Genomic DNA, 18,396 nt, shown 5'->3' on the forward strand with positions numbered 1-18,396 from the left:
TGATGATGAATCCATCCTTCCTGAAGTTTTCCCGCAGGGCCGCCCGGGTGCTGCCGTTCGTTGCCGCCCTGACCCTGGCTACCGGTGCCAAGGCCGAGCAGGTCAATCTGGTCGGTCTCAATCTGTCCGGGGCCGGTTTCGCTGGCCAGGTACTGCCGGGCGTCAACGGTACCCACTACATCTTTCCCGTCGAAGCCTACTTCAAGCAGTGGAGTGGCAAGGGGATCAAGCTGATCCGCTTCCCTATCATCTGGGAGCGCCTGCAACCGGTGCTGGGCGGTCCGCTGGACCCGACCTATGCGGCGCTGGTGGACCAGACCTTCGCCAATGCGCAGAAATACGGCATGCGCATCATCCTCGACCTGCACAACTACACCTTCTATCGCGGATCGGTGATCGGCAGCGCGGCGGTACCCTATGACCGCTACCAGGAGATCATGACCCGGATCGCCCAGCGCTGGAGCAGTCAGCCATCGCTGTACGCCTACGACATCATGAACGAGCCCCACGACTCCATGGCGCAGTGGCCGATCGCCGCCCAGTACGGCATCAACGGGGTCCGCGCGGTGGACAAGACCAAGCCCATCATGATCGAGGGCAATGGCTGGTCGGAGGCGACCCGCTGGCCGCAGTGGAACGACTCCCTGCTGGCGCTCAAGGATCCGTCCGACAACCTGATCTTCCAGGCGCATTCCTATTTCGACGAAAGCGCCGGCGGCAACTACACCGGCATCGATGTCGGCAAGCTGAGCCAGGACTACGGCGTAGAGCGTGTCCGCCCCTTCGTCGAGTGGCTGAAGAAGAACAACAAGAAGGGCATGATCGGCGAATTCGGCGTGCCGGATAACGATCCCCGCTGGCTGCCGCTGATGGACCGGATGCTGGCCTATCTCAAGCAGAACTGCATTCCTTCGACCTACTGGGCGGCAGGTCCGGGCTGGGGCAACTACTTCCTGTCGGTGGAGCCCGTCAACGGTGCCGACCGGCCGCAGTGGCCAACCCTGAAGAAATACATCGATGACAGCAGCTGCACCACCATCGGCCCGATTGGCAGCGGCGCCAGTAGCACGCCGACCAGCGGTACCGGTGCCACCAGCGGCTCCACGGGCAGCAGCGGTGGCTCCAGCAGTGGCAATAGCGGTTCGAGCAACGGTGGCAGCTCGGGTACCGGTACCCCTGCGGGCACCGGCAATACCGGCGGCTCGGCCACGACCGGGGTGACTACCTCGATCAACGATTTCACCAACGAAGACTGGCTGCACGGCGTCTATCGCAAGTCGGCCGGCTTCTCCATTCCGGCGTCGGCCGCGAACGTGGGTGCCTTCAAGGTGGGCGCGCAGCTCACGCCAGCCGATGGCAAGAGCTACAAGGTGACCTATGCCCAGGTCGTCGGCAGCAACATGAGCGTCTTCATCGAGAGCCCGCAGCTCGACGGCAATGCCTATGGCTATCCCAAGACCCTGAAGACCGGTACCACCCCCTCCGGCACGCCGGCGACGGTGCCCGGGACCACGACGGGCAGTACCGGCAGCGCCAGCTCGGGCAGCAACGCGGGCAGTGGGACTCCGGCGGTGACAGCACCGGTGGTCGAGGTGAAGCCTGCGACCGGTACCGGCAGCTCGGGGTCCTCCGGTTCCACCACGCCGGCAGCCGGTTCCACGGCCACGCCGACGGGATCGAGCGGTACGCCCGCCAACAGCGCCAAGCTCAATCTGGTGGGGCTGAACTTCTCGGGTGCCGCCTTTGCACCTCAGACGCTGCCCGGGGTACTCAACGTCAATTACATCATGCCGGGCGAGGCCAACTTCCAGCAGTGGAGCGCCAAGGGCGTACGACTGATCCGCTTCCCGGTAATCTGGGAACGTCTGCAGACGCGCTTCTTCGGTAGCCTGGAAGGGGCGTACACCCAACAGGTCACCCAGGTGCTGGAGCTGGCCAGGAAGTACAACATGAAGGTGATCCTGGCGCTGGACAACGGTGGCCGCTACAAGGGCACCCTGATCGGCACAGGTACCGTCACCAATTTCAACTACTGGGATCTGATGTACCGCCTGGCCTACCAGTGGGGCAACCATGCGGCACTCTATGGCTATGACATCATGGGCAAGCCCAATGGCGCCGATAGCAGCTGGCCGGTGACGGCGCAGTCAGGCATCGACGGGGTGCGTACCATGGACCGCACCCACCCGGTGATCGTCCAGGGCAATGCCTGGGGTAGCGCGGCCAACTGGCCGGGCGCGAGCAACGCCTTGCTCAGTTTGAAGGATCCGGCCAATAACCTGATCTATGCGGCCAACGTCTACCTCGACGAGGACGGCAGTGGCACCTATGCCGCGCAGAACATGAACAACTTCGATCCGCAGGTGGGGGTCAATCGCGTCAAGCCCTTCGTCGAATGGCTCAAGCGCAACGGCAAGCGGGGCATGATCGCCGAGTTCGGCGTACCGGCAGGCGACAGCCGCTGGCTGACCGCCACCGACAACCTGCTGGCCTATCTGCAGCAGAACTGCATGCCGCTGACCTACTGGGCGGCAGGTCCGGGCTGGGGGACTTCCACTCTGGCGGTGGAGCCGGTCAATGGCGTAGAGCGTCCGCAGTGGCCGACGCTGAAGAAGTATGTCGATGCCAGCAACAGCTGCACGGCAGTAGGACCGCGCTAGCTTTTGCTGCGCCTGTCCTGAAGGCGGCGAACCTCCCGAGGTTCGTCGCCTTTTTTCTTGACCGCTCGGTGAAGAAAGACGCGCTTTTCACGCCTAGCAATGACAGATTCGCGAGGCGAAACGGCTCTGTGGCGGTGGTTTAAGGGACGACGAACGGCTATAGCTCGACTTGTCAGGGCGCGGTTAGAGTCCATTTGACACCCCAAGCACAAGGAGTAGGTGCCATGACGCAAACCACCCAGGAGCGGCTGCAGACTCTCGAAGAGCAGATCCGCAGTCATCGACAGGACCTCGCCCGGAGCCGGCAGAGCTTTCAGGAGCAATTCGTCATCTACACCCGGCAGTTCGCCCGGCTAAGCGTGCTCGAAGCCCAGCTCGAGCTGGTGCGCCGGAATACCAAGGCACCGAACTGAAGTCGGCTAGCCCTCAATCGTCCCGCGTCAGGACTTCCAGCAATTCGATTTCAAAGGTCAGGTTGGCATGTGGCTTGATCAGCGCACCAACCTGGCGTTCGCCATAGGCGAGGGCCGCCGGTACCTCCAGGCGCCGCTTGCCCCCCACCCGCATGCCCATCAGTCCCTGATCCCAGCCCTTGATCACCCGGCCGGTGCCGATGACACACTGGAAGGCCCGTCCCTTGGCGCGGGAGGAATCGAACAGGGTGCCGTCCTCCAGCCAGCCTTCGTAATGGGTGGTGATCAGCGCACCCTTGACCACGGCCTTGCCGTCGCCCACGACCTGATCCTCGATTCGCAATTCGTCACTCATCGCCATGCTCCAGGCAAAAGCCGAATTCTAGCCTGGCTGGCCGGCTCACTCCGGCACGTCGCCGAACAGACCGGCCTGGTAGTCGCGGATCGCCTGACGGATCTCCTCGGCACTGTTCATGACGAAGGGGCCGTGGGCGACGATGGGTTCGGCGAAGGGCACCGCATGGCCATAGAGCAGCACGGCGCCACCGCGGCTGGCGACCTCGATGTGGTCGCCGTCATCGGCGAATTCGAACAGCTGCCACGGCGCTTCGTCGTGGCCAGCGATCTGCAGGGTGCCGCGTACGCCATAGCAGAACACCGTGGCACCCGCGGGAGCGGGCAAGGTGGCGCGGCCGCCGGGGGCGATCTCGACGGTCATCAGGGTGATGGGCGTCGGCGTGGCCACGGCGCCCTGGATGCCCTCATGGCTGCCTGATGCCAGGCGCAGGCGTACCCGGCCGCTATCCGCCTCGATCAGGGGCATGTCCGCGGCGGAAACGCCGTGGTAGGCCGGTGGCGTGAACTTGAGGCGTGCGGGGAGATTGACCCACAGCTGCAGGATCTCCAGGTCGCCACCGTCGCGCTTGAAGGCGGCGGGCGAAAGCTCGGCATGCACCAGGCCGCTGCCCGCGGTCATCCACTGGATGCCCCCGGCTTCGATGACGCTTTCATGGCCGCCGCTGTCGCGGTGGGCCAGCGAACCGGAAAGGATGAAGGTCACCGTCTCGAAGCCGCGATGAGGATGAGGACCGAAGGGTAGGCCGGCATTGTGCGGCGGATAGACCTGGGGGCCGTGGTGATTGAGGAACAGGAAGGGATCCAGATGCGGCAGGCCGGGGCCCGGCAGCGGGCGGCGGGTCCGGAGGTCACCGATGTCGTCACGCCGGGCGGGATGGCGGTGCAGCAGGGTACGGGCGGTCATGCGGGGCCTCGCGGGGGCAAAACCCCAGTTTAAGGGGCACCTCGGCAGGCGGGTACCCCAGGCGTGAAGAGCGCCCTTCAAATGGAGAAGCGCACCTCGCGTTCCGGCCGGGGCGCGAGTGGTCGACGGTGATTGACCACCAGTTCGCCGATACGGATCAGGTGAGCACGGGTGACGTTACGGCTCAGCCCCAGCAGGCGCGCGGTGTGGACCTGGTTACGATGGCAGAAGCGGTAGGCCGCGCGCACCAGGGCATCTTCGACACGCTCGTGCAGGGCCTCCGGCTGCTCTTCGAACAGCTGGGCGAAGGCGTCGGTCAGCAGACGGTCGACCGGTGCCGACTCGGTTGGCCGTGGCGCGCCCGGGACCAGGCTGGGACGCTGGACGAAAGACAGGTCACCCGCATCCAGCAGGCCCTGGGGCCTGAGCAGCAGAGCATGCTGCAGGGTGTTTTCCAGTTCGCGGATATTGCCCGGCCAGGGATGTTCCAGCAGGCGTCGCTCCGCCGCCGGTGTCAGGGCGACCGGCGCCTGGGCATAGGCGTGGAGGAAGTGCCGGGCCAGCGGCAGGATATCGCCCTGGCGCTGGCGCAGCGGTAATAGCGGCAGGCTGACCACATTGAGGCGGTACCAGAGGTCTTCGCGAAAGGAGCCTTCGGCCACCGCCCGCTCCAGCGGGACGTTGGTGGCGGCGATGATCCGCACGTTCAGCGGCACGCTGCGGCGCGAGCCGAGCCGCACCACCTCGCGCTCCTGCAGGACGCGCAGCAGCTTCACCTGCACCGACAGCGGCAGATCGCCGATCTCGTCGAGAAACAAGATGCCGCCGTTGGCCTCCTCGAACCAGCCGGCGCGCGCGGCGAGGGCGCCGGTAAAAGCGCCTTTCTCATGGCCGAACAACTCAGCCTCGACCAGGCTCTCGGCAAAGGCGCCGCAATTGACGGCTACGAAGGGGCCGGCATGGCGGTGGCTCAGCGCATGGATATGCCTGGCGATCAGTTCCTTGCCGGTACCGGTCTCGCCGATCACCAGCACACTGGCGTCGCTCGGCGCGATCTTTTCCAGGTGGGCGAGCAGGTCGCGCGATTTGGGATCGGCGAACACCTGGGCGGTCGCGCGGTAGCGGGGCACCTCGGGCGTGCGCGTCAGGGTCAGCAGGGTCATCGCGGATTCCTCAAGAGTAGAAGCTGGGGGCGGGCGGGGTGTCGTTGAGGGCCCAGTCGCCCAGCTCATGCAACTTGTAGTCGACCGGATCGTGCAGGGTCTGGGTGCGCAGGTTGCGCCAGTAGCGATCCAGGCGCAGCGCACCCGCGGTGGCCCGGGCGCCGCCGACCTCGAACAGGCGGCTGGCGAGATCGAGGCCGTGACGACTGGTGACGACCTTGGCCGTGGCGATGGCGATGGCCAGTTCGCCCCGTGCCGCTGCGCTAAGCGCCGTGCCCTGTTGCCAGGCCTGGGCGAAGGCGACGTTGGCGCGCTCCACCAGCAGCCGGCTGCTCTCCAGGGCCACCCAGAACTCTCCGTAGTGGCGCAGGATGTAGGGGTCTTCGTTGGCGCTGGCGGCCGGTGACTTGAACCAGGGGCGCGCCTGGGTGGTGGTGTAGCGGCGGGCCTCGGCGAAGGCGCCCTCGGCCAGGCCGAGAAAGATGTTGGCGAAGACCAGCTGGGCCAGCAGTGGCCGCAGGCAGGCGAAGGGCGTGCTCAGCGGGCCGGGGTCGAGCAGCCATTCCTGCTGTTCGACCCGTACGCCGTCGAAGCGCGCGCTGCCGCTGTCGGTCTGGCGCTGGCCGTTGTTGTCCCAGTCGTCGAACAACTGGATGCCGGCACGGCCGGTGGGCACCACGGCGATCAGCAGGCGTCCGCTGTCATCGTTTTCCAGCGCCGAGAGCAGCAACAGATCCGAGTCCAGGGCACCGCTGCAAAAGCTCTTCTGGCCATCCACCTGCCAGGCATCACCGTGGCGGCGGGCGAGGGTACGGCGATCCAGGGGATTGAGCGCGTTCCCCCAGAACAGGGCATCGTGCGCGGTGCCCTCCAGCCAGGGTCGCCATTGCGTGGGCTGGCCGAACAGCTGGGCGGTGGCCAGCAGCAGATGGTGGAAGCCGAAGACATGGGCCAGGGAGCTGTCGACCCGGGCCAGCCGCCGCACCGCCTCCAGCGTCCGATCCCAGGAGGCGCCGAGGCCGCCTAGCTCCTCGGGAATGCTCAGGGCCAGGAGACCGCTCTGGCGCAGGGCATCACGCTCGGTCTTGGGCGTGCCGCCCTGCCTATCACGCGTCGCCGCGGTGGCGGCGAAGCGTTCCAGCAGGGGAGTGAGGGGATCCAGCAGGGAATCGGGCATGGGGGACTCGTGCAGTGGAGAAGGCTGGCAGGCGTTAGAACGTAATGCGAGCCAAACCCTGATTTGAAATATTTTTTTGTTATTAGTTAATGGCGCGGCGCTTTTTCCCGGTGGTTGGAAAATCAGCTCGCCGGGTCTAACCCGGGATTAAAGACCTGACTAGTACTGGTCGATACAGGTTTAACTCAATCTCCCGCTCAGGGGCATGTCATGTTCAACAAAGGACTAAAACAAGAATTGCAGCGTCTTCGCGAGCAGGTCGATTCCTTCAAACGCCTGAAGGCCGAGCTCGACGTTGAGATGATTGGCCTGGAGCTGGACGGCCAGGGTCGCGTGACCGCGGTGAACGCCAATTTCGAACAGGAAATGGGTCTGCGTGCCGCGGATCTGCTGGGTCGTCCGCTCGTGGATCTGGTGCCGGCCCATGTCCGGAACCAGGAGTACAACCGTCGCCTGCAGCAGAGCCTGAGCCGCGGCGAGCCCTATAGCGGGGCCCTGCATCTCCTGCGCGGCGACGGCCGGGAAGCCTGGCTGAGAGGCATCCTGCACCCGTTCCACGACAGCCAGGGCCAGGTGACGCGCTTCCGACTGTTCTGCAACAACCTGACGAGAACCATCGAAACCTCGCGCGAGCACGAAAGCCTGCTCAAGGCGCTGCGCCGTTCCACGGCGGTCATCGAATTCAACCTCGACGGCGAGGTGCTCGACGCCAACGACAGATTCCTGCAGGCCATGGGCTATTCCCTGGCGCAGATCAAGGGCAAGCACCACCGGCTGTTCTGCGAGCCGGCCGAGACCAACTCCGAGGCCTATCAGCAATTCTGGGCGCGCCTGCGTCGTGGCGAATTCGTCGTGGATCGCTTCAAGCGCCTGGATGCCCATGGCCGCGATGTCTGGCTGGAGGCCTCCTACAACCCGGTGATCGACGCCCATGATCGCCTGTACAAGGTGGTCAAGTTCGCCACCGTGATCACCGATCAGGTCCAGCAGGAACAGGCGGTGTCCGAGGCGGCCAGTGTGGCCTTCGAAACTTCCCGGCATACCGACGACACCGCCCGCAAGGGTGCCGCGGTGGCGCAGCAGACGGTGGAGGTGATGCGGGCCCTGGCCATCCAGATGCAGGAGGCGGTGAAGGGCATCGAGGCGCTGGACAACCAGTCCCAGGTGATCGGCACCATCATCAAGACCATCAGCGGCATCGCCGAACAGACCAACCTGCTGGCGCTCAACGCCGCCATCGAGGCGGCCCGGGCCGGCGAGCAGGGCCGCGGCTTCGCCGTGGTGGCCGACGAGGTCAGGCAACTGGCCTCGCGTACCAGCAAGGCGACCGAGGAGATCGTCGGGGTGGTGCAGCAGAACCAGCAACTGGCCGGCGAAGCGGTGACGGTGATCGAGAACGGGCGTCGCCAGGCCGAGCAGGGCCTGGAGCTGGCCGGGCAGGCCGGGCAGGTGATCGTGGAGATCCAGGACGGCGCCCAGCGGGTGGTCGGCGCCGTGGGGCGTTTCGCCCGCCAGCTGTCGAACTGATCCAGCCCCTGAAAGCACAACGGCAACCCCAGGGCGCCGTTGTGCATCTGGGCGGTCACCCGCTGTCAGCCCTGTTTGCTGCCGCCGCCGATCTGCCAGACGAAGGGCGGCTCGCTGCCATCGATCTCCCAGGCGCCGACGATGCGTTCCTTGTAGATCAGCGGATTGTGCGAGGCGGCGGTGCGGGCATTGCGCCAGTGGCGATCCAGGCCCTTGCTGGCACGGGTCGCCGAGGCCCCGAGGGCATTGAAGAGGTCACTGGTGGCCCGCAGCACCAGCTCGGCGACCGCCGATTGCGCCTGGGCCGATTCCAGTTCCGCCGCCACGTTGGCGTTGTGCTCGGCGACGGCATCCCCGGCATAGCGGGCCTCGAAGGCGACCTGGGCCGAAACGGCGGCTGCCAGGGTCGCGGCTTCGGCGGCATAGACGAAGGCGGACGCCTTGCCCACCACCTGCTGCACCTGGGGATCGGCACTGGCCGCACTGGCGTTGCCATGGCTGTAGACCCGGGTGCGCCCGCGTACTTCTGCAGCGAATTCGCGCACGGCCGCCTGGCCGCTGCCGGTGATCACGGCCAGCAGCACCAACTGGTAGAAGGCGGTCTGGTATTTGAAGCGGGTGGCGAAGTCGATGAGATTCTCGGGCGCCACGCGCACGTCTTCGAACACCGAGGTGCCACTGGCGGTGGTGCGCTGGCCGAAGCCGTCCCAGTCGTCGGACTGGCGCACCCCCGGCTGGTCGGTGCGGATGGCGGCGATGACGTCGCCGCCGGTGTCGTCGCGCTGGGCGTAGACGTCGATCCAGTCGGCGAACAGGCTACCAGTGCTGTAGTACTTGGTGCCGTTGAGACGCCACTCGCCGTCCTGCTGGCTGACCCGGGTGATGACCTCGCCGAGCTTGACGGTGCCGATCTCGGTCCAGGCGTTACCCACCAGGTCGCCGGCGACGAAGCGCTCGAACCAGAGCTGCTGGGAGGTGCTGGCATGGGCGTTGAGGCGATCCTCGACGAAGGCGAAGTGGCCGCGTAGCGCCTGGGGCAGGTTGCTGTCGGCGGCCGCCAGTTCGATCAGCAGTCGGACCAGTTGCGGCAGGCTGGCGCCGGCGCCGCCGAACTCCACGGGCACCCGCACGGCGCCGAAGCCAGCCTCCTTGAGCCAGGCGACGGGTGCATAGGGCAGATTGCGATGGCGTTCGCGCTCCAGGGCGCCTTCGGCGATCCGGGCAAAGAGCGGGCGAAAGCGAGCGGCCAGCTGTTCGTAGTCGGGGCTGTGCGAAGGGGTGGGCGGCAGGTGGCGAGCGGGCAGATTCATGGTGATCCTCGGCGGTTGGAAGGTCGACGCCAGAGGCTTTGCAAGAGCGCTGCCAGGGCCTGAAAGGTCGCTTTCTCGGGGTTCGCCGGGCCTGGGCTGCCTGGCCAGCAGCAGGACTGCCTGGCCGCTGTTGCCCCGGCGACAGCGGGTCGACCGCGCTAGACTGGCCTTTTGCCTGGAGTCCCCATGGACCTCTTGTTTCTTGGCACCTCGGCGGGGGTGCCGACCCGGCGGCGCAACGTCTCGGCCCTTGCCCTGATCGAGGACCAGGGCAAGGGCTGGTTTCTCGTCGATTGCGGCGAGGCCACCCAGCACCAGCTGCTGCGTACCCCGCTGTCGGCGGCGGATCTGCGCGCCATCTGCATCACCCATGTCCATGGTGACCACTGCTATGGCCTGCCAGGGCTGCTGGCCAGCGCCGCCATGACCGGACGCAGCCAGCCGCTGGTGCTGATCGCGCCTCAGGCGGTAGGGGACTGGCTCGCCGCCACCCAGGCGCTGACCGCCCTGCATCTGCCCTTCGAGCTAAGCTTCCACGCACTGGAAGAATTCACTGGCGTCTCCGTCGGGGCTTGGGATATCGACGCCTTCGCGCTTTCCCATCGGGTGCCCAGTCACGCCTTTCGCTTCCGCGAGACCCGCCGGCCGCAGCGATTGGATCCCGCGGCCCTGGCGGCGGCCCAGGTGCCACGCGGGCCGCTGTGGGGGCGATTGCATGGGGGCGAGGATGTGCTGCACGAAGGCCGCCTGCTGCGCAGCGCCGACTTCCTGCGGCCGGCCCATGGGGAGCGACGGCTGGTAGTGGCGGGAGACAATGACGATCCCGCCTTGCTGACGGAGGCCTGCCGGGACGCTCAGCTGCTGGTCCATGAAGCCACCTACGCCCAGGCGCAGATCGACAAGACCGGGCAGAGCTGGGGCCACAGCAGCGCGGCTGGCATCGCTCGTTTCGCCGAGGCGCAGGAACTGCCGGCCTTGTTGCTCACTCATTTCAGTCCGCGCTATCAGGCCGAGGCGGGGCGTTCGCCGTCCATCGAGGCGTTACGCGAGGAGGCCGCTGCCCACTATGGCGGCGACTTGCACCTGGCCGAGGATTTCGCCCGCTTTCGCCTGGATCGTCAGGGTCGCCTGAAAGCCCTGGGCCAGAGCGGCGGGGCAGGGGATGGCGACCCGCAGCAGGAAAGAGGTTGAAACGCTTCGGTCTTGTCTGACCTGTTCTCCTTGGGCATAGTGCGAACGTTTATCATTCTGGGTCCTTCCGATCCCTCGCACCTCGTCCCTAGGAGAAGCAAATGGCGGTGTCTTTCAACAAGGTCTCGACGCTGGGCGCCATGGCGCTGCTGTCCCTGGCAGTCGCAGCCTGTTCCAATCGCCCGGAGGCACCGATGCCACCGCCACCCGCGCCGGCTCCCGTCGCCGCGCAGCCTGCCGTGCCCCAGGCGCCGGCCGAACTCAACCGCATCGAGCTGGGCTACGGCGTCTACGAGCTGGCCTACAGCCCGGCCAAGCAGTCGGTCTATGCGGCGACCGCCCAGTTGACCAAGGGCGTCACCGGCGGGGTGATCTATCAGCTGGATCCGGCCACCCTGGCCATCACCGGCCAGATCCACACCGATCTGAAGAACTTCGCCCTGACCACCGATGCCAGTGGCGAGACGCTGTTCGTCACCAACTCCCTGGACGGCGGCCTCAGCCGCATCGACCTGCGCACCGGCAAGGTGGAGAAGCGGCTGAAATTCAACGAGATGGGCCGGGACGGCCATCCGGTCAATCCGCGCCAGGTCATCCTGCATGACGGCATGCTGTACGTCGGCGGCGTCGGCGATCCGGGGGTGATCTGGGTGGTGGACGCCAAGACCCTGACCCTCAAGGCGCGCATTCCCAATGCCGGCAAGTGGGTGACCGGCCTGCTGTATTCCGAGGACACCGGGCGCCTCTATGCGGCCAACGGCAGCGGCGAAGTGCTGGTGATCAATCCGCGCACCCGCAAGATCGAGCACCGCTGGACCCCGGGCGATGGTGGCAAGTACCTGTTGCTGAACCTGGCCGAGGATCGCGCCAACCACCAGCTGTTCGTCACCGACAACTCCGAAGCCAAGACCGTGCTGGTCTTCGATATCCGCAGCGGCAAGGTGATCAAGCGCCTGCCGGTGGGCGACGCCCTGGCCATCAAGCTCAATACCCAGCGTAACGAGCTGTACATCACCCAGCGCGAGACCGGCCGCCTGCTGATCCTCGACGCCACCACCTACGCCGAGAAGAAGGCCTACGACCTCAAGCCCAATCCCAACAGCCTGCTGGTGAGCCCGGATGGCCAGACGCTGTACGCGACGGTGAAGACGCCCTTCGACAAGGAATACATGAACACCGCGCCGGAAAGCGTGGTGCGCATCGACCTCTCCGCGGTGAAGTAGATCGCGCCGCCCTTGGCTGCCGCCGCGTCCTGCTGCGGTGGCCCTGGGCTTCCCAAGCCCGCCGGCTTGCTCTTGAATGCATGGCGCCTACCATCAAGGAGCTGCCGCTTTGTCCGCCACCGATCTCAGCCTGCTTCCGCTACTGGAAGGCTCCTACCGCCGCTGGCTCGGCGAGCCGCTGCCGCGTCCCGCCGGACTGCCTGAGCCCAAACTTCCCGCCTGGCTGCATGAGCGGGCACCCTATGCCCTGCTGGCGCACGGTACCGAAAGCGATCCGCTGTTCTGCTATGCCAACAGGCAGGCGCTGAGCTGTTTCGGCTATCCCCGCGACGAATTCATTGGCATGCCTTCAAGGTTCAGCGCCTCCCCCAAGGACAGGGACGAGCGACAGCGCCTGATGGAAGCGGTGGGGCGCAAGGGCTATGCCTCAGGCTACGAAGGCTGGCGAGTGGACAAGGCAGGTCAGGCCTTCGAGATCCATGCGGGGGTGGTGTGGAATCTGGTCGATGTCGACGGGCAGCGGTTGGGTCAGGCGGCGTTGTTCTGGCCGGATCTGCAGCGGGTTGGGCAGCTGGAGTGAGGCAGAGATTGTCGGGCTCGGCTGCGCGCGGAAGATCGGCGAATTCGTGGACAAGGCTGCGCGGTTTTCCACCCTACGCCTAGCCTGACGTCGTAGGGTGGAAAACCGCGCAGCGTTTTCCACGCGAGGATAATGCCAGGCTATCCCGACTCACCCCGGCCGGATGCTTCACTCGTCCTCGACGATCAGCACCACCAGATCCTTGGGCCCATGGGCGCCATAGGCCAGCACCTGCTCGATGTCGGCGGTCTTGGACGGTCCGGAGATCAGCAGGGCGTTGGTCGGCATGCCGTCCTGCCAGCGGTGCTGTTGCTGCAACTCGTAGAAGTTGTCCACCACGGTGCTGGCCTTGAGCAGGGCGATGTGCAGCGGGGGCACCAGGCTCATCAGGCGTGGTTCCTGGCGATCCGGCCACAGCACCAGGCTGCCGGTGGAGGCCAGGGCGCCGAGGGTGCCGGTGAGGCTGGCCGGAGTGTCGTTGAACAGTTCGGCCTTCCACTCTTCCACGGGGCGATCATAGGCCTTCCAGCGCGGTGAGCCGTCGCCCTGCCAGCGCTCCACCAGGCGTGCGCCATGGGGCGTGCCGGGAGCGATCAGCAACAGCTCCAAACCGCGTTCGGCGAGGACGCGCTCGACCAGCGCCGGCCAGTCCGCCGCGGTGGTCAGATGGGTTTCGGTATGCACCGTCTCCATCAGGGTACGCAGGCGAGCGACGCGCTCTTCGGGTGGATAGCGCCAGGGTTCGGTCACCAGGGCTTCGTCGAAGGTGTCCGCCAGCGGCCGGGTACCCTGCAGACTGCCGCGCAGCTTGGCGAGGATGTTGTCGCGGGCGCTCATGGGCGTTTCTCCAGGTGGTCGCGGGCCAGTTCGTGCAGCGAGCGCGTTGCCGGCCTGGGCGCACTGTGGTGCTCCGTCCAGGGGCCGAGTTGGCCCGGGGTGAAGCGGCCGAAGCGGGTGGCCAGGTAGCTGAAGCCGCGATAGAGCAGCGGCGAGGTGTAGAGATGCTGCCAGGCATGCCAGGTCCAGCGCTCACGGGCGGAGAACTTGCTGCCCTGTCCGCGCAGCAGATGGGGCTTGGCATCGGGCGCCTTGACGTTTTCCTCGCGCAGGCGCCGCAACAGCGCCGGAATGGGGATCTTGACCGGACAGACTTCACCGCAGGCACCGCACAGCGAGGAGGCGCTGGGATGATCGGGTGCGCGCTCCAGGCCGACCAGGTGGGGGGTGATGATGGCGCCGATGGGGCCGGGATAGACCTCGCCATAGGCGTGGCCGCCGATGCGGGTGTAGACCGGGCAGTGGTTCATGCAGGCACCGCAGCGTATGCAGTTGAGGGTCTGGCGCAATTCGCTGTCGGCGAAGGCCTGGCTGCGGCCATTGTCCAGCAGCACCAGGTGCACCTCCCGCGGTCCGTCCAGTTCCTCGGCCTTGCGCGGACCGGAGATCATGTTGACGTAGGTGGTGATCGGCTGGCCCAGGGCCGAGCGGGTCAGCAGTGACAGTAGTGGCACCACGTCGCGCAGGTTTTCCACCACTTTCTCGATGCCGGTCACGGCGATGTGCACCGGCGGTACCGTGGTGGACATCCGCCCGTTGCCCTCGTTTTCCACCAGCAGCAGGGTGCCGGTCTCGGCCACCGCGAAGTTGACCCCGGAGATGCCGATGTCGGCCTCGAAGAATTTCTGCCGCAGCACCCGCCGGCCGGTCTGGATGAGTTCGTCGACGTCGGTGGTATAGGGCTCGGCCAGGTGCTCGTGGAAGAGGGTGCCCACCTGCTGCCGGTTGAGGTGGATGGCCGGCATGATGATGTGAGACGGCTTCTCCCCGGCGAGCTGGATGATGTACTCACCCATGTCCGATTCCAGGCAGTCGATGCCCTGGGCGCCGAGGACATGGTTCATGTCCATCTCTTCGCTGACCATGGACTTGCCCTTGATCAGCAACCGCGCTTCATGGCGCTCGGCGATCTGCTGGACGATGGCGTTGGCCTCGGCGGTGGTCTCGGCCCAGTGCACCTGGACGCCGTTGCGCGTGAGGTTGGCTTCCAGTCGTTCCAGCAGCTCCGGCAACTTGGACAGCGCCCGGGCGCGGGTGCGATTGCCCAGTTCGCGCAGGCGCTCGCGCTCGTCGGCATCGCTCATGCTGGCCAGGCGCTTGGTCATCAGCGAATCCATGGCCGTGCGGAAGTTGCGTCTGAGCTGGTCGTCGCCCAGGGCCTGGCGTGCCCGCGTCTTGAAAGGGGGCGCCTCGCTGACGTCGGTGAGGGGGATCTTCAGCCTCTCGTTCACGCTGCACCTCCGATACGGCGCCAGAGAAAGCTCGCCAGGTGTTCGCCACGCAGGGCGGCGCGCTGCTTTTCCAGGGCGCCGTTGATGTTCATCAGGCAACCGCAGTCGGCGGTGAGCACCTGGGCCGCACCGCTGTCCTGCAGGGCACGGGTCTTGTCCGCCACCATGGCGCCGGAGATGTCCGGCATCCGTACCGAGAAGGTGCCGCCAAAACCGCAGCATTCGCTCTCGTGGTCATGGTCGACGCGCTCCACGGCCTGCAGCTGGCCGAGCAGGGCGCGGCCGTGCAGGTGGGTCTGCATCTCGCGGCGGGCGCTGCAGGAGGTGTGCAGCGCCACCTTGGTCGGGGCGCCGCGATCCTGGTAGTCCACCTGGCAGACGTGAAGCAGGAATTCCGCCAGTTCGTAGGTGCGCTCGGCCAGGTCCCTTACCTGACGCAGGGTCTCGGGTTCGTCGGCGAACAGCTCGGCATAGTGATGGCGCAGCATGCCGGCGCAGGAGCCGGAGGGCACCACCACCGGCCAGGGCTCGGCGAACAGTGCCAGCTGGGTACGGGCGACGGCGCGGGCTTCCTCGGTGTAGCCCGAGGTGTAGGCGGGCTGGCCGCAGCAACTCTGCGCCTGGGGAAAGTGCACGCGGATGCCTTCGCGCTCCAGCAGACGGATGCTGTCCATGCCGGCTTCCGGATAGAAGAGGTCCACCACGCAGGTGCCGAAGAGATAGACCTGGGTCGGCTTCTGCTGCGGATAAGTCCGCGGCGGCGCCAGGGGCGGCGCGGTGCGGGTGGCGTTGAGGGCGGCGTTGTGGAAGAGGTCGTTCATAGGTTAACTCCGGGTTGGCCCGGTTGAAAGAGAGCCGGTGGCGACCGGGGCCGCCGCCCGGAACCGCGCGATCAGTGCACCAGCATGCCGGTGAACACATAGGCCTGCGCCAGGGTGATCAACCCGACCAGCACGGCGAAGCCGATGCTGTGGCGCACGGTGAAGCGGAACAGGTCCGACTCCTTGCCCACCATGCCGGTGGCGGCGCAGGCCACGGCGATGGATTGCGGCGAGATCATCTTGCCGGTCACGCCGCCGGAGCTGTTGGCTGCCACCAGCAGGGTGTCGGAAACGCCGATCTGGTGCGCGGTCGTCGCCTGCAGCGAGCCGAACAGGGCGTTGGACGAGGTATCCGAACCGGTCAGGAACACCCCCAGCCAGCCCAGCAGCGGCGAGAAGAAGGGGAACAGCGCGCCGGTACCGGCCAGCAGCAGGGCCAGGGTGGTGGACATGCCCGAGTAGTTGACGACGAAGGCGAAGGCCAGCACCAGTCCGATGGACAGGATCGGCTTGCGCAACTCCACCAGGGTTTCCTTGAACACGCCCAGGGCGGTCGACGGCTTGATGCGGAAGATGGCCATGGAGATCAGGGCGGAGATCAGGATGGCGGTGCCCGAGGCCGACAGCAGGTCGAGCTTGTAGACTGCCGGCATGGGCGTCGGGGTGGCCACGATCGGCAGCGTCTTGAGCACCAGCTTGTCCAGGTAGGGCACCGGCACGTTGATCACCAGGGCATAGAGGGCACCGCCGGTGGTGAACAGCGCCTTGAAGGCCTTGGTGGTCCAGAGGGTGACGACCACGGTCAGGATCAGGAACGGCGACCAGGCCTTGATCACGGTACCCAGGGAATGCTCCGGGGGCAGCCGGCCGCCGCTGCCGAAGCCTGCCCCGCCACCTAGCATGGCGGCGCCGCCGCCACTGACCACGGCAGTGGCGCCCGTGGTGGCATGCTGCGGCTGGCGCAGCTTGAGGTAGCCGGTAAGGGCGATCATGGCGGCCAGCGACGAGGTGATGTCGGGCAGCTCCGGACCGATGAAGTTGGAGGTCAGGTACTGGAACACGGCGAAGGTGCCACCGCAGATCAGCGCCGGCTTCCAGGTTTCCCGCAGGCCGCGCATGCCGTCCATCATGAACATCAGCCACAGCGGCACCAGCAGCGACAGCAAGGGCAACTGGCGACCGGTCATGGCCCCGATCTTGAAGGCGTCGATGCCGGTCACCTGGCCGGCGACGATGGTCGGGATGCCCAGGGCGCCAAAGGCCACCGGCGCGGTGTTGGCGATCAGGCAGAGCCCGGCCGCCTTCAGCGGATTGTGGCCCAGGCCGACCAGCAGAGCGGCGGTGATGGCCACCGGCGCGCCGAAGCCGGCCGCACCCTCCAGGAAGGCGCCAAAGCAGAAGCCGATCAGCAGTACCTGCAGGCGTTGATCGTCGGTGATCGACAGCACCGAGCTGCGGATGATGTCGAACTGGCCGCACTTGACCGTCAGCTTGTAGAGGAACACCGCCGTGACGATGATCCAGGCGATGGGCCAGAGGCCGTAGAGGAACCCATAGCCGGCCGAGGCCAGCGCCTTGTCCACCGGCATGCGATAGACGAACAGCGCGATGAGCAGGGCGATCGCCAGGGTGATGGCGCCGGCCACATGGCCCTTGAGTCTCAGACCGGCGAGGGCGACGAAGAAGAACAGGATAGGCAGGGCAGCGACGAAGGCCGAAAGGCCCAGGCTGCCGAGGGGGAGGTAGAGCTGTTGCCAGGTATCCATCGGGTGCTCCTTGATTGTTTTTGTAGGGAGGCGGCAGGACGGGGTTGCACAAGATCGCAGCCTGTGGCAAAAATTGGTAAGACCAATTTACAAGAGCGACTTCACGCACGTTAAGCGGGGTCTTTGCGCCTGTCAAACCCCTTGATGTGCGACTTTCGTCGGCCAGCACCGCCTGCCTGGCGGACGCCCGCCACCGCCCACGGCTTTTTCGAGGTTTTTCATGGGGTTCGAACCAGTCAAGCAACGTCGTCTGTCGGACGACATCGTCAAGCACCTGGAAGCGCTGATCGCCGAAGGCTCCCTGCGCCCTGGCGAGCGCCTCCCGGCCGAGCGGGTGCTGGCCGAGCGGTTCGGGGTGTCGCGACCCTCGCTGCGCGAGGCCATCCAGAAACTGGTAGCGCGCGGGTTGCTGCTCAGCCGGCAGGGCGGCGGCACCTATGTCACCGAGGCGCTCAACAGCGCCTTCACCGATCCCTTGCTGCCGCTGCTGGAAAGCCGCGAGGAAACCCGGCGCGATCTGCTGGAGTTTCGTCACACCCTGGAGAGCGCCTGCGCCTACTACGCCGCGCAGCGCGCCACCGAACCGGATCTGGCACGACTGACCCTGGCCTGGGAGCGCCTGGAGGACTGCTACCGCCGGCGCGAGACCCTGACCCGGGAAGAGGAGGGCGAGGCCGATGCGGCCTTTCACCTGGCCATCGCCGAAGCCAGTCACAACGCCGTCTACCTGCACAGCATCCGCAGCCTGTTCGAATTGCTGCGCCATCACATGGTGACCAATATCGGTGGCATGCAGGCGCAACGGGGCGAAACCCGCGAACGCCTGCTGGAGCAGCACCGGTCGCTCTACCAGGCGATTGTCGCGGGTGAAGCGGAAACGGCGCGCGAGGCGGCGAGCCGCCATCTGGGCTATGTGCGCGAGGTTCTGGAGGAGGCCGGAGCCATGGCAGGCCGTCTGGCACGGGCCAAACGGCGGGATGAACTCTAAAAAAACTGGCGGAAAAACCCGTAGTGGC

15 protein-coding genes and 2 pseudogenes are annotated in these 18,396 nt (G+C 66.3%); 8 read left to right on the top strand and 9 right to left on the bottom strand.

Features of this window, described 5'->3' with window-relative positions; genetic code table 11:
* Positions 1-2: 2 nt before the first annotated feature.
* Positions 3-2,660 (top strand): cellulase family glycosylhydrolase, encoded by a 2,658-nt coding sequence (locus tag RCF34_RS10690; RefSeq protein ID WP_308708125.1) that lies wholly within the window; start codon positions 3-5, stop codon positions 2,658-2,660.
* Between the two features lie 224 nt (positions 2,661-2,884).
* Entirely contained in the window at positions 2,885-3,073 is a 189-nt protein-coding gene (locus RCF34_RS10695) for a hypothetical protein (RefSeq protein ID WP_308708126.1), read from the top strand.
* A gap of 13 nt (positions 3,074-3,086) precedes the next feature.
* Here the strand turns inward: RCF34_RS10695 and RCF34_RS10700 are convergent, their stop codons facing one another.
* From RCF34_RS10700 to RCF34_RS10715, 4 genes are all read right to left on the bottom strand, one after another.
* Positions 3,087-3,428, bottom strand: a complete 342-nt coding sequence (locus RCF34_RS10700; protein ID WP_308708127.1) for an FKBP-type peptidyl-prolyl cis-trans isomerase — start codon at positions 3,426-3,428, stop codon at positions 3,087-3,089.
* Positions 3,429-3,473: 45 nt separating this feature from the next.
* Positions 3,474-4,334 carry a pirin family protein gene (locus tag RCF34_RS10705; RefSeq protein ID WP_308708128.1) on the bottom strand — a complete coding sequence of 287 codons (861 nt, stop codon included), beginning with the start codon at positions 4,332-4,334 and terminating at the stop codon, positions 3,474-3,476.
* A 77-nt stretch (positions 4,335-4,411) separates the two neighbouring features.
* On the bottom strand, positions 4,412-5,497 hold the full coding sequence (locus tag RCF34_RS10710) for a sigma-54 dependent transcriptional regulator (RefSeq protein ID WP_308708129.1): 1,086 nt from the start codon (positions 5,495-5,497) through the stop codon (positions 4,412-4,414).
* Positions 5,498-5,507: 10 nt separating this feature from the next.
* A complete protein-coding gene (locus RCF34_RS10715; RefSeq protein WP_308708130.1) occupies positions 5,508-6,674 on the bottom strand; it encodes an acyl-CoA dehydrogenase family protein in 1,167 nt (388 codons plus the stop codon).
* A gap of 300 nt (positions 6,675-6,974) precedes the next feature.
* On the opposite strand from RCF34_RS10715, the pseudogene RCF34_RS22985 reads away from it, so the two are divergent.
* Together RCF34_RS22985 and RCF34_RS22990 are read left to right on the top strand one after the other, a co-directional pair.
* Positions 6,975-7,661, top strand: a pseudogene (locus RCF34_RS22985) (PAS domain-containing protein); the annotation flags it as partial.
* 156 nt (positions 7,662-7,817) lie between these two features.
* Positions 7,818-8,201, top strand: a pseudogene (locus RCF34_RS22990) (methyl-accepting chemotaxis protein); the annotation flags it as partial.
* 65 nt (positions 8,202-8,266) lie between these two features.
* On the opposite strand, the gene RCF34_RS10725 reads toward RCF34_RS22990, so the two are convergent.
* Positions 8,267-9,511, bottom strand: coding sequence for an acyl-CoA dehydrogenase family protein (locus tag RCF34_RS10725; RefSeq protein WP_308708132.1), 1,245 nt, complete (start codon positions 9,509-9,511; stop codon positions 8,267-8,269).
* A 186-nt stretch (positions 9,512-9,697) separates the two neighbouring features.
* On the opposite strand from RCF34_RS10725, the gene RCF34_RS10730 reads away from it, so the two are divergent.
* The 3 genes from RCF34_RS10730 to RCF34_RS10740 all read left to right on the top strand — a co-directional run bounded on the left by RCF34_RS10730 (position 9,698) and on the right by RCF34_RS10740 (position 12,505).
* Positions 9,698-10,702, top strand: a complete 1,005-nt coding sequence (locus tag RCF34_RS10730; protein ID WP_308708133.1) for a ribonuclease Z — start codon at positions 9,698-9,700, stop codon at positions 10,700-10,702.
* 101 nt (positions 10,703-10,803) lie between these two features.
* Positions 10,804-11,925: a YncE family protein gene (locus RCF34_RS10735; RefSeq protein ID WP_308708134.1), complete on the top strand. Its 1,122-nt coding sequence runs from the start codon at positions 10,804-10,806 to the stop codon at positions 11,923-11,925.
* Between the two features lie 109 nt (positions 11,926-12,034).
* Entirely contained in the window at positions 12,035-12,505 is a 471-nt protein-coding gene (locus tag RCF34_RS10740) for an MEKHLA domain-containing protein (RefSeq protein WP_308708135.1), read from the top strand.
* A gap of 168 nt (positions 12,506-12,673) precedes the next feature.
* Here RCF34_RS10740 and RCF34_RS10745 read toward each other — a convergent pair whose 3' ends face one another.
* From RCF34_RS10745 to RCF34_RS10760, 4 genes are all read right to left on the bottom strand, one after another.
* Entirely contained in the window at positions 12,674-13,342 is a 669-nt protein-coding gene (locus RCF34_RS10745; RefSeq protein ID WP_308708136.1) for a lactate utilization protein C, read from the bottom strand.
* Positions 13,339-14,793 carry a LutB/LldF family L-lactate oxidation iron-sulfur protein gene (locus RCF34_RS10750; protein WP_308708137.1) on the bottom strand — a complete coding sequence of 485 codons (1,455 nt, stop codon included), beginning with the start codon at positions 14,791-14,793 and terminating at the stop codon, positions 13,339-13,341. The genes RCF34_RS10745 and RCF34_RS10750 overlap by 4 nt, the downstream gene beginning before the upstream one ends.
* On the bottom strand, positions 14,790-15,614 hold the full coding sequence (locus RCF34_RS10755; protein ID WP_308708138.1) for a (Fe-S)-binding protein: 825 nt from the start codon (positions 15,612-15,614) through the stop codon (positions 14,790-14,792). The genes RCF34_RS10750 and RCF34_RS10755 overlap by 4 nt, the downstream gene beginning before the upstream one ends.
* A gap of 71 nt (positions 15,615-15,685) precedes the next feature.
* Positions 15,686-17,380: a lactate permease LctP family transporter gene (locus RCF34_RS10760; RefSeq protein ID WP_308708139.1), complete on the bottom strand. Its 1,695-nt coding sequence runs from the start codon at positions 17,378-17,380 to the stop codon at positions 15,686-15,688.
* Positions 17,381-17,600: 220 nt separating this feature from the next.
* Between RCF34_RS10760 and RCF34_RS10765 the strand changes: the two genes are divergently transcribed.
* A complete protein-coding gene (locus RCF34_RS10765; RefSeq protein WP_308708140.1) occupies positions 17,601-18,368 on the top strand; it encodes an FCD domain-containing protein in 768 nt (255 codons plus the stop codon).
* Positions 18,369-18,396 lie beyond the last annotated feature (28 nt).

The sequence above is a fragment of the Pseudomonas sp. 102515 genome (assembly GCF_031085165.1).
In the GTDB taxonomy this organism is placed as follows: domain Bacteria; phylum Pseudomonadota; class Gammaproteobacteria; order Pseudomonadales; family Pseudomonadaceae; genus Chryseomonas.

Excerpts from the sequence above, each read along its gene's own strand:
- RCF34_RS10690 (WP_308708125.1), top strand. The coding sequence starts at position 3 with ATGATGAATCCATCCTTCCTGAAGTTTTCCCGCAGGGCCGCCCGGGTG.
- RCF34_RS10695 (WP_308708126.1), top strand. The coding sequence starts at position 2,885 with ATGACGCAAACCACCCAGGAGCGGCTGCAGACTCTCGAAGAGCAGATC.
- RCF34_RS10700 (WP_308708127.1), bottom strand. The coding sequence starts at position 3,428 with ATGAGTGACGAATTGCGAATCGAGGATCAGGTCGTGGGCGACGGCAAG.
- RCF34_RS10705 (WP_308708128.1), bottom strand. The coding sequence starts at position 4,334 with ATGACCGCCCGTACCCTGCTGCACCGCCATCCCGCCCGGCGTGACGAC.
- RCF34_RS10710 (WP_308708129.1), bottom strand. The coding sequence starts at position 5,497 with ATGACCCTGCTGACCCTGACGCGCACGCCCGAGGTGCCCCGCTACCGC.
- RCF34_RS10715 (WP_308708130.1), bottom strand. The coding sequence starts at position 6,674 with ATGCCCGATTCCCTGCTGGATCCCCTCACTCCCCTGCTGGAACGCTTC.
- RCF34_RS10725 (WP_308708132.1), bottom strand. The coding sequence starts at position 9,511 with ATGAATCTGCCCGCTCGCCACCTGCCGCCCACCCCTTCGCACAGCCCC.
- RCF34_RS10730 (WP_308708133.1), top strand. The coding sequence starts at position 9,698 with ATGGACCTCTTGTTTCTTGGCACCTCGGCGGGGGTGCCGACCCGGCGG.
- RCF34_RS10735 (WP_308708134.1), top strand. The coding sequence starts at position 10,804 with ATGGCGGTGTCTTTCAACAAGGTCTCGACGCTGGGCGCCATGGCGCTG.
- RCF34_RS10745 (WP_308708136.1), bottom strand. The coding sequence starts at position 13,342 with ATGAGCGCCCGCGACAACATCCTCGCCAAGCTGCGCGGCAGTCTGCAG.
- RCF34_RS10755 (WP_308708138.1), bottom strand. The coding sequence starts at position 15,614 with ATGAACGACCTCTTCCACAACGCCGCCCTCAACGCCACCCGCACCGCG.
- RCF34_RS10760 (WP_308708139.1), bottom strand. The coding sequence starts at position 17,380 with ATGGATACCTGGCAACAGCTCTACCTCCCCCTCGGCAGCCTGGGCCTT.
- RCF34_RS10765 (WP_308708140.1), top strand. The coding sequence starts at position 17,601 with ATGGGGTTCGAACCAGTCAAGCAACGTCGTCTGTCGGACGACATCGTC.